The following is a 13924-nucleotide window of genomic DNA, read 5'->3' on the forward strand; positions in this document are numbered from 1 at the left end:
CTAAAGTGCCGCCATGCGCGCTCGACTGTCCGACATCGCCCAGCAGGCCGAAGTCAGCGAGGCCACGGTGTCGCGGGTGCTCAACGACCGCCCCGGCGTGGCCCCGGAGACCCGGCAGGCCGTCCTCACCGCCCTCGACGTGCTCGGCTACGAGCGGCCGGCCCGGCTGCGCAAGCGCAGCGCCGGGCTGGTCGGCCTGGTGGTCCCGGAGCTGGACAACCCGATCTTCCCCGCCTTTGCCCAGGTCATCGAGTCGACGCTGGCGCAGAGCGGGTTCACCCCGGTGCTCTGCACCCAGACCGCCGGCGGCGTCACCGAGGACGAGTACGTCGAGATGCTGCTGGACCGGCAGGTCTCCGGGATCGTCTTCGTCTCCGGCCTGCACGCCGACACCGCCGCCAACCACGACCGCTACCGGGCGTTGATCGCCCGGCCGTTGCCGGTCGTGATGATCAACGGGTACGTGCCCGGCATCGGTGCCCCCTTCGTTTCCTGCGACGACGGGGAGGCCGCCGAGCTGGCGGTGGCCCACCTGGTCGCACTCGGGCACCGCCGGATCGGCCTGATCACCGGCCCCGACCGATTCGTCCCGGTGCAGCGCAAGGTGGCCGGCTGGCGCTCCGCGATGACCCGGCTGGCCGGCGTCGCCGAGGCTGACCTGGGCTCCCTGGCCGAGCTGTCGCTGTTCGGTGTGGAGGGTGGCGAGGCCGCGGCCGGCCGGCTGCTGGACCGCGGCGTGACCGGTGTGGTGTGCGGCTCCGACCTGATGGCGCTCGGCGCGATCCGGGCGGCCCGCCAGCGCGGCCTGACCGTCCCCGGCGACCTCTCCGTGGTCGGCTACGACGACTCGCCGCTGATGGCCTTCACCGACCCTCCGCTGACCACGATGCGGCAGCCGGTCATCGCGATGGCGGTGGCCGCGGTCCGGGCCCTGGTGGACGAGATCAACGGGCATGGCGCTCCGCACTCGGAGTACCTGTTCCGCCCGGAGCTGGTGGTACGCGGCTCCACCGCCGTCGTCCCGGCCCGCCCCGGCGCCGTCGGCTCCAACCGGCACCGGGGCGGCTCTTCGGCGCTGGCCGTCCCTGCCTGATCGGCCCCGCACGGTCCCGGCTGATCGACGCCACACGGTCCCGGCTGCCAACTGCCGCAGCAACTGCGGTTGTTGCCTTGCGCAAGAACTGCTTGACTCTTGCAGCGCTCGGCCGGCATATTGCTCAGACACCCGGCGGGCCATCGGCCACACCCCGCCGGGTGCCACCGCACCCGGCCAGAGACAGACGGGGAACGCCAACCGATGACCGCCAGCACCGCCACCCCGCCCCGCACCGCCGCCGACGACGACTGGTGGCGTTCCGCGGTCGTCTACCAGGTCTACGTCCGCAGCTTCGCCGACAGCGACGGCGACGGCACCGGTGACCTCCAGGGCATCCGGCAGCGCCTGCCGTACCTGCGCGACCTCGGGGTGGACGCGCTCTGGCTGACCCCCTTCTACACCTCCCCGATGGTCGACGGCGGGTACGACGTCGCCGACTACCGGGACGTCGACCCGATGTTCGGCACCCTCACCGACTTCGACGCGATGATCACCGACGCGCACGCCCTCGGCCTGCGGATCATCGTCGACCTGGTGCCCAACCACACCTCCAGCGCACACCGCTGGTTCACCGCCGCCCTCGCCGCCGGCCCCGGCTCGCCGGAGCGGGCCCGCTACCTCTTCGCCGAGGGCCGGGGCGCGCACGGCGAGCTGCCGCCGAACGACTGGGAGAGCATCTTCGGTGGCCCCGCCTGGACCCGGGTCCCGGACGGCGAGTGGTACCTGCACCTGTTCGACCCGGCCCAGCCGGACCTGAACTGGCGCCACCCCGAGGTCCGCGCCGAGTTCGAGGACGTGCTGCGCTTCTGGCTGGACCGGGGCGTGGACGGCTTCCGGATCGACGTGGCACACGGCATGATCAAGGCCGAGGGTCTGCCGGACGTCGGCTTCAGCACGCTGACCACCGGCCAGCGCCAGGTCGAGCTGCTCGGCAAGGGCCGGCTGCCCTACTTCGACCAGGACGAGGTGCACGAGATCTACCGCGCCTGGCGGCCCATCCTGGACAGCTACCCCGGAGGCCGGATGGCCGTCGCCGAGGCGTGGGCCGAGACCCCGCAGCGGCTGGCCCGCTACATCGGCCCGGACGAGCTGCACCAGGCGTTCAGCTTCGACTTCCTCGACGCGACCTGGTCGGCGGACTCGTTCCGCAAGGTGATCGACACCGCGCTGGCCGAGTCGACCGTGGTCGGCGCGCCCACCACCTGGGTGCTGTCCAACCACGACAAGCAGCGACACGTCACCCGCTACGGCGACGGCGTCGAAGGGCTGCGCCGTGCCCGCGCGGCCAGCCTGCTGATGCTCGCCCTGCCCGGCTGCGCATACCTCTACCAGGGCGAGGAGCTGGGCCTGCCCGAGGTGCTCGACCTCCCCGACGAACTGCGCCAGGACCCGGCGTTCCTGCGGACCGGCGAGAGCCGGGACGGCTGCCGGGTGCCCATCCCGTGGAGCGGTGAGCTGGCCCCATACGGCTTCGGGCCGGCCGGCAGCGAGCTGAGCTGGCTGCCCGCGCCGGCGACCTGGGCGGCCCTCTCGGTCACCGCGCAGACCGGCGTGCCCGGCTCGACGCTGGAGCTCTACCGGGCGGCGCTGCGGATCCGGCACGAACACCCGGCGCTGGCCGTCGACGCCGGCGGGGTGACCTGGCTGGAGAGCGGGCCGGGCGTGCTGGCGTTCTCCCGCGCCGCCGGCGCGACCGTGCTGACCTGCGTGGTCAACCTCAGCGGCGCACCGGTCCCCATCGACGGGTACGGCGAACCGCTCGTCGCCAGCGAGGCGCTCACCGGGCAGGGCTCCGGCCACCTGCTGCCGGTCGACGCGGCCGCCTGGTTGGAACGACGCTGAGCGGGTAACCCGTCATCGACCTGGTCGTCCGTCGTGCCCCGCGCCGACGGGCGACTGGGCTACCGGCCCCTTGTGGTGGGGGGTGAGGTGGCGCCGGCGCCACGCGGAGTCCGCTCCGCGCGGCGCCGGTGTCCGTCTGCGCGGGGTGTGCGTCGTCGCCGCCGGGGGTACCACACGGAGCATGGTGGTACGGATAGCGCAGTGCACACTCGACGTCGAGGACCTGGACCTCATGATGACGTTCTGGTCGGCGGCCCTCGGCCACGAGGTCGAGGAGGGCGGCGACGGCAGCGCCAAACTCTGGCCGCCGGGGCAGCCCTCCGCCGCGATGCCCAGCGTCTGGTTGCAGGGCTCCGGCACGACCAAGCGGGGCAAGAACCGGCTCCACCTCGACCTGGTCGCCGACGGTGACCCGCAGACCGAGGTACGGCGGCTGATCGGGCTCGGCGCGCGGCACCTGGACGTCGGGCAGAGCGGCAGCGAGCAGTTCACGGTGCTCGCCGATCCCGAGGGCAACGAGTTCTGCGTGCTGGACAGCGCACCGACCCGCTGACCGGGCCGTCACCGGTGGGTGTCGCTCACTTCGCGGTGAGCAGCGCCGCGATCCGGGTGAAGCCCGCGCGCACCTCGGCCTCGTCCGGCGGCTCGGCGGGTTCGCCATGGCCCGCCTCGTCGGCGGCGGCGTCCAACTCCTCGTCGATCACATCCTCGAAGTCGCCGTACAGGTCGGCCCCCTCGACCTGCCGGGCCTCATCCTCGGCGGCGACCTGCGCGGCGGCGATCTCGCTGCGGATCTCGTCGGCGGACAGCGCCGGCAGCAGTGGCTCCACAACCGCCATCAGCTGCTCCTCAGCCACCACCGCCTCGGCCAGCGCCAACGCGTGCGGCCGCTCGTACGGCCCGCAGACCACCGGCTCCCACTCATCGAGGTCACCGAGCGGGCCGAAGGTGATGATCCAGGGCAGGCCGAGCATCGGCGAGTCGGCCGGCAGGTCCAGTGTCATGAGTGCGCCCACCGGCTCATCATGGTCGGCCAACGCGAGCCGTGACGCCGTTCGCCTCAGTTTTCGCCCGTCCGGCGCCCGATCAGGCTCCGATCAGCCGGGGCGGGTGGCGTCCAGGGCCGCGCGGACCAGGGCGAGCGCGGTGGCCGGCGGCACGCCGAGCCGGACCGCCTCGGCCGCGTAACCGGCCGCCGCCCGGTGCAGCCGGTCGACGGCGTCGTCCCGGCCCGGGGCCACGAAGGTGCCGTTACGCCCCCGGGTCTCCAGCAGCCCGGCCGCCTCCAGCTCCCGGTAAGCCCTGGCCACCGTGTTCGCCGCCAGCCGCAGGTCCGCGGCGAGCTGTCGGACGGTCGGCAGTCTGGTGCCCACCGGCAACCGGCCGTCGCCGATCAGCTCGGCGAGTTGTCCGCGCACCTGCTCGTACGGCGCCACCGACGAGTCCGGATCGACCGAGATCAGCACCTGCACACCTTCCGTCATCAACCCGCGCCGCCCGGCGTACCCGGATCGGTGTCCTCGTCGAGATTCGCCGGCGGGGCGCCCTCCGCCAGGTCAACCACCCGCCCGCGCATGCTGGTCGCGAGGAGCGCCGCCCCGAACAGCACCAGCTGGTTGAGCAGATAGAGGTAGAGCAGCAGGCCGACGGCACCGGCCACCACCGTGTACGCCGGGTTCCGCTCGGTGCGCACCACGTAGTACCGCCCGACGGTGTTCAGCAGCGTGATGCCGACCGCGACCAGCAGCACCACCGGGCGCAGCCGGGACCGGCTCATCCGCAGCCGGGGCACCGCGAGCAGCAGCGCGGTGGCGAGCACGGCGTTGATCAGCACGCTGAGCACGGCGCTGATCGTGGTCAGGCCGACCGAGCCGGTGCTGCGCAGCAGGAAGCGCAGCAGCGACTCCAACGCGTCCACCGCCGCCACCGAGACGCCGAGCAGCACGAAGACGCCGATCATCACGCCCAGGTCGACCAGCCGCCGGATCACCAGGTTGCCGGGCTGCTGGTTGAGCCGGTACATCAACCGCTGCGAGGAGCGGATCGCCTCCACCCAGCCGATCCCGGTGAAGACCAGGATGACGAGGCCGACCACACCGACCGTTCCGCTGGAGTTGGCGATCTGCTGCGCGTCCAGGAACGGCAGGTTGTCCTTTAGGAAATCGGCCGCCGCCGCGCTGACCTCGTCGTTGTCCTCCAGGATCGCGCCGAAGATGGAGTACGCGACCAGTGCGAGGGCGAACACCGCGAAGAAGCCGTAGTAGGCGATCGCCGCCGCCAGCCGCCCGGCCAGCACCTCGGCGTACAGGGCGCCGGCTCGCCACACGTGGTCGAAGAGCCCCGACCGGCAGCGCGCGGCGTTCACCCAGCGGTCGATGCCCGCCTCGATCCGGCCGATCACGTTCACGCGGTCATCCTCGCCGATCTCCCGCCGCCGTGGTGGCAACCGGCTTCCCGCGCTCGCCCGGCGGCGCGTCGCCGGCTGGTTCAGCCGCCGAGGCGGAAGTCCCGGCGCGGCCGCCATCGGGCCTGCCCACTGTGCGAGAACAGGGTGAACGCCTCGACCTCGAACATCGCGGAGAAGTCGGCCAGGTCCTCGTACGCCTTGTCCAGCGCCTCCGGCGCCACGTCCTGCGCCACGGTGACGTGCGGATGGTAAGGGAACCGGGTCTGGCGGTGCAGGCCCGGCGTCGCGGCGATGGCGGAGGCGAGCAGCTCGCACTCGCTGATCCCGGCGGCCACCGCCACGAACACCACCTGGGTCACCGGGCGGAACGTGCCGGTGCCCCGCAGGTGCAGCGTGAACGGCAGGTGCGCGGCGGCGACGCTGGCGAGGTGCCGCTCGATGGTCGGCAGGTTGGTCGTCGGGATCTCGGTGGGCCCGAGCAGCGTCACGTGCGCGGGTACGGCCAGCGGGTCACCGGCCTCGACCCGCCGCCGGGTGAGCTGGGCCCCCCACGGCTCCGGGATGTCCACCGCGATGCCGATCTGGATGGTGTCGCCGGTCGGCGGCACCCCACCACTGCGATCCACGCTCCGCGTCGCCCCTTCGGCCACCGACCCGCCCACCTGTCCCGCGGCGCTATTCGCCGCGCACCGGCGGGAAGAACCCGACCCGCTCGTACGCCGACCGCAGGGTGGCCCCTGCCACCGCCCGGGCCTTCTCCGCGCCGGCGGCGAGCAGCTTGTCCAGTTGCGCCGGGTCGTCGAGGTACGTGCTGGTGCGCTGCTGGATCGGGCGGACGAACTCCGCCACCACCTCGGCCAGGTCCTTCTTCAGGTCGCCGTAGCCGCGACCGGCGTACGCGGCCACCAGCTCGTCGATGTCGCGCCCGCTGAGCGCCGAGTGGATGGTCAGCAGATTGGACACGCCCGGCTTGGTCTCGGCGTCAAAGACGATCTCCCGGCCGGTGTCGGTGACCGCCGAGCGGATCTTCTTCGCCGACCGGGCCGGGTCCTCCAGCAGGTCGATGATGCCGGCCGGCGAGGACGACGACTTGGACATCTTCGCGGTCGGGTCCTGCAGGTCGGTGATCTTCGCGGTGTCCTTGACGATGTGCGGCGCGGGCACGGTGAACGTCGGGCCGAACAGCGAGTTGAACCGCTGGGCCAGGTCCCGGGAGAGCTCCAGGTGCTGGCGCTGGTCCTCGCCGACCGGCACCGCGTTGGCCTGGTAGAGCAAGATGTCGGCGGCCTGCAGGATCGGGTAGGTGAACAGGCCGACGCTGGCCCGCTCGTTGCCCTGCTTCTGCGACTTGTCCTTGAACTGGGTCATCCGGCTGGCCTCGCCGAAGCCGGTGATGCAGCCGAGCACCCAGGCCAGCTGCGGGTGCTCGGGCACCTGCGACTGCACGAACAGGGTGCTGCGTTCCGGGTCCAGACCGACCGCGAAGAGCTGGGCGGCGGCCACCCTGGTCCGCTGGCGCAGCAGCGCCGGGTCGTGCCCCGCCGTGATGGCGTGCAGGTCCACCACGCAGTAGAAGGCGTCGTGGGTCTCCTGCAGGGCCACCCAGTGCCGCACCGCGCCGAGGTAGTTGCCGAGGTGGAACGAGTCGGCCGTCGGCTGGATGCCGGAGAAGACGCGGGGGCGGGCGGGAACGTCGGACATGCCGATAATTCTGTCAGCAAGCAGCGGGGTCCGTCATGACGGGCCGGCGGGTCGGCCGCGGCCCGCCGGTGTCGGGGCGTTCACCTCGCGCGCTTCCCTCGCGCCGACCCGGCGGACGGGCGCGACACCGGCCTCGATCTGCTGCCCCGGCAGCGCCTCCCACGCCTGCTCCGCCCCGGCGTCCCGCGCCAACCCGGCGCCAAACTCACGGCGTTGCTCCGGCACCCGCACGGCGGAGACGGCGACCCGGGCCACCCGGCGTCCGTCGAGGGCCAGCACCCGCAGCAGCCAACCGCCCAGGGGGTCGGCCGGGTCGGGTCCGCCGGCTTCGGCCGGCTCAACGGGTACGGGCACCTCGTCGCCGGTGACCGGTAGTCGGCCCAGCGCGGCCATCACGAACCCGCCGACCGTCTCGTACGGCCCGGCGGGCAGCGCGACGCCCGTCCGCTCGGCGAAGTCGGCCAGGTTGAGCCGACCATCCACCACGGCGGGCAGGCCGGCGTGCACCGGGTCCGGCGCGACGTCGTACTCGTCGCGGATCTCGCCGATCAGCTCCTCGATCAGGTCCTCCAGGGTGACGATCCCGGCGGTGCCGCCGTACTCGTCGACGACCACCGCGAGGTGCTGACCCTCCCGGCGCATCTCGGTCAGCGCGGGCAGCACCCGCTTGCTGCCGGGCAGGCGCTTCACCTCCCGGGTGAGCTCGCCGACGGTGGCGCACGCGTCGGCGTCCGGGCGCAGCAGCACGTCTCGGAGGTGCACGAAGCCGACCACGTCGTCGTGGGTGCCGTCGGTGACCGGGTAGCGGGTGTGCGTCTCGGCGCGTACCAGTTGGGCGGCCTCGGCGATGGTCAGCCGGGCGGGCAGGAAGACCACCTCGGTGCGGGGCATCATCACCTCACGGACCAGGCTGGCTCCGGCCACCAGAACCTCGTCGATGATCCGCCGCTCATCCGGGTCGAGCAGCGTGTTCGCCGCGACCAGGTCCCGCAGTTCGGCTTCGGAGATGCGCTCCCGGCCGGCTGCTGGGCCGGCCCCCAGCAGGTCGGTGACGAGACGGGTGGCGCCGTCGGCGGCGCGGACCACGACCCGGGCGACGGCCCGGGCGAGCGGGCCAGGGTCGCGGCGGGGCCTCCCCCGCGCGCCTCGCCGGAGCCCGGTACGGGCCGCTTCCCGCATGACAGAGATGGTAGACACCGACGGCCCGCCGCACCGGGGTTCGCACGGAGCGGATCGAATGTTCGGGTCTGTTTAATCGTGAGAGATTATGATGGAATGGCGATGGTGGCGGGATCGGCCGGGGGCCACCCGCCGCCGTAGGGTGATTCACCGAGGCCACGTCCCGGGCGGGCCAGGCAGGGAGGCAACGACGTGAAACTGCTCGTCACCGGGGGCGCCGGCTTCATCGGCAGCGTAGTGACCCGGATGCTGCTCGACGCGGGTCACCGGGTGGTGGTCCTGGACGACCTGCGCACCGGCCACCGCGAGGCGCTCGCTCCGGATGCGACCCACGTCGAGGCGTCCATCCACGACGCCGCCCGGATCGTCACTCCCGACGCCGGCTTCGACGGGGTGCTGCACTTCGCCGCTCTGATCGCCGCCGGCGAGTCGATGGTCAAGCCGGAGCTGTACTGGCAGACCAACACGGTCGGCACGCTCGCCCTGATCGACGCGGTCCGGGCCGCCGGGGTGCCCCGGATGGTCTTCTCCTCCACCGCCGCCGTCTACGGCAACCCCACCGAGCTGCCCATCCCGGAGAGCGCGGTCAAGGCGCCCACCAACACGTACGGCGCCACCAAGCTCGCCGTCGACATGGCGCTCACCTCCGAGACGATCGCCCACGGGCTGGCCGCCGTGTCGCTGCGCTACTTCAACGTGGCCGGCGCGCACCTCGCCGGTGACGTCGCGCTCGGCGAGCGGCACGACCCGGAGACGCACCTGATCCCCATCGCGCTGGAGGTCGCCGCCGGCCGGCGGGAGAAGCTCCAACTCTTCGGCGACGACTACCCCACCGTCGACGGCACCTGCGTCCGCGACTACATCCACGTCGCCGACCTGGCCCGGGCCCACCTGCTGGCGCTGGACGCGGCGACCGCCGGCCAGCACCGGATCTACAACCTGGGCAACGGCAACGGCTTCACCAACCGGCAGGTGGTCGACGTCGTCCGCGAGGTCACCGGGCACGCGCTGCCGGTCGAGGTGGCGCCCCGCCGCGAGGGCGACCCGGCCGAGCTGGTCGCCTCCTCCGCGCTGGCCCGTGACGAGCTGGGCTGGACGCCGCAGAAGCCGACCCTGCACGACATGGTCGGAGACGCCTGGGCCTTCTACCGCACGCACATCCTGGAGCGGTCATGACCCACCCGACCGGTGACGTCGCCGAGCGGGCCGCCGCCGGCTTCACCGCGCAGTACGGCGGCCGGGCCGCCGGCCGCTGGGCGGCTCCCGGGCGGGTCAATCTGATCGGCGAGCACACCGACTACAACGACGGGTTCGTGCTGCCCTTCGCACTGCCACTGCGGACGGTCGTCGCCGCCGACCGGCAGGACGGCGAGCGGTGGACGGTCTGGTCCGAGCTCTCCGACGAGACGATCACCTTCGGCGCGGACGACGTCGCCGAGCCGGGCCGGGTCACCGGCTGGGGCGCGTACGTGGCCGGCGTGGTCTGGGCGCTGCGCGAGGCCGGCCACCCGGTGCCCGGCGCCCTGCTGGCGATCGCCTCCGACGTGCCGCTGGGCTCCGGGCTCTCTTCCTCGGCCGCGCTGGAGTCGGCCGTGCTCGCCGCGCTGCTCGACCTCGGAGGGCTGGAGCTGCCCGCCGAGCGGCAGCCCCGGCTGGCGCAGCGGGCGGAGAACCTCTACGTCGGCGCGCCGACCGGGATCATGGACCAGTCCGCCGTGATCCGCTGCCGTGCCGGGCACGCCCTCTTCCTCGACTGCCGTGACGAGTCCGTCGAGCACATTCCGTTCGACCTGGACGCCGCCGGGCTGGCCGTGTTGGTGATCGACAGCCGGGCGCCGCACCGACACGCCGACGGCGAGTACGCCGCCCGCCGTCGGTCCTGTGAGACGGCGGCCAAGGCGCTCGGCGTCTCCGCGCTGCGCGACGTGGCCGTCGACCAGCTCGACGCCGCGCTTGCCCGGCTCGATGACGAGGAGACCCGGCGGCGGGTCCGGCACGTGGTCACCGAGGACCAGCGGGTGCTGGACACGGTGGCGCTGCTGCGCGCCGGCCGGGTCCGGGACATCGGCCCGCTGCTCACCGCCTCGCACGTCTCGATGCGCGACGACTTCGAGATCACGGTGCCCGAGATCGACACCGCGGTCGAGGCGGCGCTTGCCGCTGGCGCGCTGGGCGCCCGGATGACCGGCGGCGGCTTCGGGGGGTGCGTCCTCGCCCTGGTCGACACAGACCGGGCCGACGCGGTCGCCGCAACCGTGACCGCCGCCTACGCCGAGCGCGGCTTCACCGCGCCGGGCACCATCACGGTCCTCCCCGCCCCCGGCGCCACCCGCCTCGACTGACCCCACCCGACCGGGCCGCGACCCCCGGCGGCGAGATCGTGCTCGTTCGTGGAAGTAGTGGCCTCGCCCATCGGGCGAGGCCACTACTTCGTGGATCGAGCGTGATCCCGCGCGAACCTGAGCCTGGCGAAGCCCAGGATCAGCTGGCTTCGACGATCATGCCGGCGCCGACGGTGCGGTTGGTGGCCTCGTCGATGATGACGAAACCGCCGGTGGTCCGGTTACGCCGGTACTCGTCGGCCAGCAGCGGCACCGTGGTGCGCAGTCGCACGCGGCCGATCTCGTTGAGCCGCAGCGCGTCGGCCGTCTCGTCGCGGTGCAGCGAGTTGATGTCCAGCCGGTAGTGCAGCCCGCGCACGATCGCCCGCGCCGACCGGGTGGTGTGCTTGATCGCGTACCGGCCGCCGACCTGCAACGGGCGGGTCTCGTCCATCCAGCAGACCATCGCCTCGATGTCCTGTGCCACCGCCGGCGCGTTGTTCGGCCGGCAGATCAGGTCACCCCGGGAGATGTCGATCTCGTCAGCCAGCCGTACCGTCACCGACATCGGCGGGAAGGCCTCCGCGACCGGCCCGTCGGCGGTCTCCACCGCAGCGATCCGGCTGGTGAAGCCGGACGGCAGCACCATCACCTCGTCGCCCGGCTTCAGCACGCCGGAGGCGACCTGGCCGGCGTAGCCGCGGTAGTCGGTGACCGTGGTGGACTGCGGCCGGATCACGTACTGCACCGGGAACCGCACGTCGACCAGGTTGCGGTCGCTGGCGATGTGCACCCGCTCCAGGTGGTGCAGCAACGACGGGCCCTCATACCACGGCATGTTCTCCGACCGGGTGACGATGTTGTCGCCGCGCAGCGCGGAGACGGGCACCACGGTCAGGTCCGGCACGTCGAGCTTCGCGGCGAACGCGGTGAACTCGTCGGCGATCCGCTCGTAGACCTCCTGCGACCAGTCCACGAGGTCCATCTTGTTGACGCAGAGGACCAGGTGCGGCACCCGCAGCAGGGAGCAGAGGAACGCGTGCCGGCGGGACTGCTCGACCAGGCCCTTGCGCGCGTCCACCAGGATCAGCGCCAGGTCGGCGGTGGACGCCCCGGTGACCATGTTGCGGGTGTACTGGATGTGCCCGGGGGTGTCCGCGATGATGAACTTGCGTCGCGGCGTGGCGAAGTACCGGTACGCCACGTCGATGGTGATGCCCTGCTCGCGCTCGGCCCGCAGGCCGTCGGTGAGCAGAGCCAGGTTGGTGTACTCGTCCCCACGCGCCGCGCTGACCGCCTCCACCGCGGCCAACTGGTCGGTGAAGAGCGACTTGGTGTCGTAGAGCAGCCGGCCGATCAGGGTCGACTTGCCGTCGTCCACGCTGCCGGCGGTGGCGAACCGCAGCAGGTCCATCGGCCGGGCTTCGGGAGCCGGGGCCACGATCTCGGTGGTCATCAGAAGTAGCCCTCCCGCTTGCGGTCCTCCATGGCGGCCTCGCTGACCCGGTCGTCACCGCGGGTCGCGCCGCGCTCGGTGATCCGGGTGGCCGCCACCTCCTCGATGACCTTCTCCACGGTGTCCGCGTCCGAGCGGACCGCCGCGGTGCAGGAGGCGTCGCCCACGGTGCGATAGCGCACCTGCGCCTTGAAGCGCTCCTCACCCGCCCGGGGACGGAAGAACTCGTTGACCGCGTAGAACATCCCGTCCCGCTCGATCACCTCACGCTCGTGCGCGTAGTAGATCGACGGCAGCGGGATCCGCTCCCGGGCGACGTAGTGCCACACGTCCAGCTCGGTCCAGTTGGACAGCGGAAAGACCCGGATCGATTCGCCCGGATGGTGCCGGCCGTTGTACAGCGACCACAGCTCCGGCCGCTGGTTCTTCGGGTCCCACTGGCCGAACTCGTCGCGGAAGCTGAACATTCGCTCCTTGGCCCGGGCCTTCTCCTCGTCCCGGCGGGCACCACCGAACAGCGCGTCGAAGCGGTGCTTCTCCACCGCGTCCAGCAGCACCGGCGTCTGGATCCGGTTGCGCATGCCGTCGCCGGACTCCCGGACCAGCCCGCTGGCCAGCGCCTCCGGCACGCTCGCCACGACGAGCTGCAACCCCAACTCGGCGACCCGCTGGTCGCGGTATTCGAGAACCTCGGGGAAGTTGTGCCCGGTGTCCACGTGCATGACCGGGAAGGGGATGTTGGCCGGGGCGAACGCCTTCTGCGCGAGCCGCAGCATGACGATCGAGTCCTTGCCGCCGGAGAAGAGCAGCACCGGGCGCTCCATCTCGGCGACCACCTCGCGCATCACGAAGATGCTCTCCGCCTCCAGCGCGTCCAGATGGGAGACCCGGTAGGCCGCGGGGGTGGTCATGACACCGGCTCGATTCGCTCGCTCATCCGATTTCCAGACCTTTCCGGTCGGGCATGTCAAGAAGTGCCCCAGGCTACCCGGAATGCCTCTGCAGCGCTGCAAGCAACCGGGGGGCGAGATCCCTGCGGCAGACCAGCAGGTCCGGCAGGCGCGGATCCGCCTCGTTGTATCTCAGCGCAGAACCGTCGATCCGGGAAGCGTGCAGTCCGGTGGCCGTCGCCACAGCCACCGGCGCCGCCGAGTCCCACTCGTACTGCCCGCCGGCGTGAATGTAGGCGTCCACCTCACCGTTGATCACCGCGGCGATCTTCGCCCCGGCCGACCCCATCGGCACCAGTTTCGCCCCCACGTCCTCGGCAAGGTCGGTGAGGAACACCGGCGGCCGGCTCCGGCTCGCCGCCAACCGGATCACCCGCGTGCCGGCCGTCGCGGCCTCCACCGTCATCGGTGGGTACGCCGGCGGATAGTCCGTGCCCAGCACCCGGTGCTGCGCCGGCAGTCCCACCGCGCCGGCGACGAGCCCGTGCGGACTCGGCGCGCTGCGGGCCCAGAGCGCCACGTGCACCGCCCAGTCCGAGCGGCCCTCCTCGGCGAACTCCCGGGTGCCGTCCAGCGGATCGATGATCCACACCCGGTCGGCGGCCAACCGGGACACCGCCTCGGCGTTCACCTCGGCCGCCCAGGCCAGCCGCGACCCTTCGTCCTCCTCGGAGAGCACCGCGTCGCCCGGCCGCCACTTCGCCAGCTCCGTACGGATCAGGTCGTGCGACACCTTGTCCCCGGCCGACTTCAGCGCGCCGGCGTCCGCGAAGCCCAGCTCCGCCCGCAGGTCGAGCAGCGCCTGCCCGGCCCGGGCGGCCAACCACCGGGCGAACGCGCCGTCGATCATCGGAGGACTGCTCATTGCCCGCTCCCGTCGCCTCGCCGCGACCCCTGCCCACCCGGATCGCCACGCCGCGACCCGCGTCGCCGATCGCGGCACGCCGAAAGGCGCAGACTACCGGCCCGCCA

14 protein-coding genes are annotated in these 13924 nt (G+C 72.5%); 5 read left to right on the forward strand and 9 right to left on the reverse strand.

The window, feature by feature from the left end:
- Positions 1-13 precede the first annotated feature (13 nt).
- From ACWD5O_RS01470 to ACWD5O_RS01480, 3 genes are all read left to right on the forward strand, one after another.
- On the forward strand, positions 14-1093 hold the full coding sequence (locus tag ACWD5O_RS01470) for a LacI family DNA-binding transcriptional regulator (protein WP_450084289.1): 1080 nt from the start codon (positions 14-16) through the stop codon (positions 1091-1093).
- Positions 1094-1297: 204 nt separating this feature from the next.
- Positions 1298-2938, forward strand: coding sequence for a glycoside hydrolase family 13 protein (locus ACWD5O_RS01475; protein WP_450084290.1), 1641 nt, complete (start codon positions 1298-1300; stop codon positions 2936-2938).
- A 181-nt stretch (positions 2939-3119) separates the two neighbouring features.
- Positions 3120-3491, forward strand: coding sequence for a VOC family protein (locus tag ACWD5O_RS01480; RefSeq protein ID WP_450084291.1), 372 nt, complete (start codon positions 3120-3122; stop codon positions 3489-3491).
- 25 nt (positions 3492-3516) lie between these two features.
- Here ACWD5O_RS01480 and ACWD5O_RS01485 read toward each other — a convergent pair whose 3' ends face one another.
- The 6 genes from ACWD5O_RS01485 to ACWD5O_RS01510 form a co-directional block, all read right to left on the reverse strand.
- Positions 3517-3954 (reverse strand): hypothetical protein, encoded by a 438-nt coding sequence (locus ACWD5O_RS01485; protein ID WP_089017805.1) that lies wholly within the window; start codon positions 3952-3954, stop codon positions 3517-3519.
- An 81-nt stretch (positions 3955-4035) separates the two neighbouring features.
- Entirely contained in the window at positions 4036-4404 is a 369-nt protein-coding gene (locus ACWD5O_RS01490; RefSeq protein WP_387323219.1) for a GntR family transcriptional regulator, read from the reverse strand.
- A 17-nt stretch (positions 4405-4421) separates the two neighbouring features.
- Positions 4422-5345 (reverse strand): YhjD/YihY/BrkB family envelope integrity protein, encoded by a 924-nt coding sequence (locus ACWD5O_RS01495; protein WP_449938213.1) that lies wholly within the window; start codon positions 5343-5345, stop codon positions 4422-4424.
- 80 nt (positions 5346-5425) lie between these two features.
- Positions 5426-6007 carry a 2'-5' RNA ligase family protein gene (locus ACWD5O_RS01500; RefSeq protein ID WP_450084292.1) on the reverse strand — a complete coding sequence of 194 codons (582 nt, stop codon included), beginning with the start codon at positions 6005-6007 and terminating at the stop codon, positions 5426-5428.
- Positions 6008-6020: 13 nt separating this feature from the next.
- A complete protein-coding gene (gene trpS / locus ACWD5O_RS01505) occupies positions 6021-7046 on the reverse strand; it encodes a tryptophan--tRNA ligase (RefSeq protein WP_074316652.1) in 1026 nt (341 codons plus the stop codon).
- Between the two features lie 33 nt (positions 7047-7079).
- Positions 7080-8225 (reverse strand): hemolysin family protein, encoded by a 1146-nt coding sequence (locus tag ACWD5O_RS01510; protein ID WP_450084293.1) that lies wholly within the window; start codon positions 8223-8225, stop codon positions 7080-7082.
- A 246-nt stretch (positions 8226-8471) separates the two neighbouring features.
- Here ACWD5O_RS01510 and galE point away from each other — a divergent pair, with 246 nt between their 5' ends.
- Together galE and galK are read left to right on the forward strand one after the other, a co-directional pair.
- Positions 8472-9401: a UDP-glucose 4-epimerase GalE gene (gene galE / locus ACWD5O_RS01515; RefSeq protein WP_450084361.1), complete on the forward strand. Its 930-nt coding sequence runs from the start codon at positions 8472-8474 to the stop codon at positions 9399-9401.
- Complete coding sequence (gene galK / locus ACWD5O_RS01520; protein WP_450084294.1) at positions 9398-10567, forward strand: galactokinase; 1170 nt, start codon at positions 9398-9400, stop codon at positions 10565-10567. Before galE ends, galK begins: the two co-directional genes overlap by 4 nt.
- A 139-nt stretch (positions 10568-10706) precedes the next feature.
- Here the strand turns inward: galK and ACWD5O_RS01525 are convergent, their stop codons facing one another.
- The 3 genes from ACWD5O_RS01525 to ACWD5O_RS01535 all read right to left on the reverse strand — a co-directional run bounded on the left by ACWD5O_RS01525 (position 10707) and on the right by ACWD5O_RS01535 (position 13817).
- Positions 10707-12002 carry a sulfate adenylyltransferase subunit 1 gene (locus ACWD5O_RS01525; protein WP_354964620.1) on the reverse strand — a complete coding sequence of 432 codons (1296 nt, stop codon included), beginning with the start codon at positions 12000-12002 and terminating at the stop codon, positions 10707-10709.
- On the reverse strand, positions 12002-12913 hold the full coding sequence (cysD, locus tag ACWD5O_RS01530) for a sulfate adenylyltransferase subunit CysD (RefSeq protein ID WP_450084295.1): 912 nt from the start codon (positions 12911-12913) through the stop codon (positions 12002-12004). Before cysD ends, ACWD5O_RS01525 begins: the two co-directional genes overlap by 1 nt.
- Positions 12914-12986: 73 nt before the next feature.
- Complete coding sequence (locus tag ACWD5O_RS01535) at positions 12987-13817, reverse strand: inositol monophosphatase family protein (protein WP_450084296.1); 831 nt, start codon at positions 13815-13817, stop codon at positions 12987-12989.
- Between the last annotated feature and the right edge of the window lie 107 nt (positions 13818-13924).

Source organism: Micromonospora sp. NPDC005161, assembly GCF_053599855.1.

Bases quoted from the DNA above. Each gene is read 5' to 3' on its own strand.
- ACWD5O_RS01470 (WP_450084289.1), top strand. From the start codon at position 14: ATGCGCGCTCGACTGTCCGACATCGCCCAGCAGGCCGAAGTCAGCGAG.
- ACWD5O_RS01475 (WP_450084290.1), top strand. From the start codon at position 1,298: ATGACCGCCAGCACCGCCACCCCGCCCCGCACCGCCGCCGACGACGAC.
- ACWD5O_RS01480 (WP_450084291.1), top strand. From the start codon at position 3,120: ATGGTGGTACGGATAGCGCAGTGCACACTCGACGTCGAGGACCTGGAC.
- trpS (WP_074316652.1), bottom strand. From the start codon at position 7,046: ATGTCCGACGTTCCCGCCCGCCCCCGCGTCTTCTCCGGCATCCAGCCG.
- ACWD5O_RS01510 (WP_450084293.1), bottom strand. From the start codon at position 8,225: ATGCGGGAAGCGGCCCGTACCGGGCTCCGGCGAGGCGCGCGGGGGAGG.
- galE (WP_450084361.1), top strand. From the start codon at position 8,472: ATGCTGCTCGACGCGGGTCACCGGGTGGTGGTCCTGGACGACCTGCGC.
- galK (WP_450084294.1), top strand. From the start codon at position 9,398: ATGACCCACCCGACCGGTGACGTCGCCGAGCGGGCCGCCGCCGGCTTC.
- ACWD5O_RS01525 (WP_354964620.1), bottom strand. From the start codon at position 12,002: ATGACCACCGAGATCGTGGCCCCGGCTCCCGAAGCCCGGCCGATGGAC.
- cysD (WP_450084295.1), bottom strand. From the start codon at position 12,913: ATGACCACCCCCGCGGCCTACCGGGTCTCCCATCTGGACGCGCTGGAG.
- ACWD5O_RS01535 (WP_450084296.1), bottom strand. From the start codon at position 13,817: ATGAGCAGTCCTCCGATGATCGACGGCGCGTTCGCCCGGTGGTTGGCC.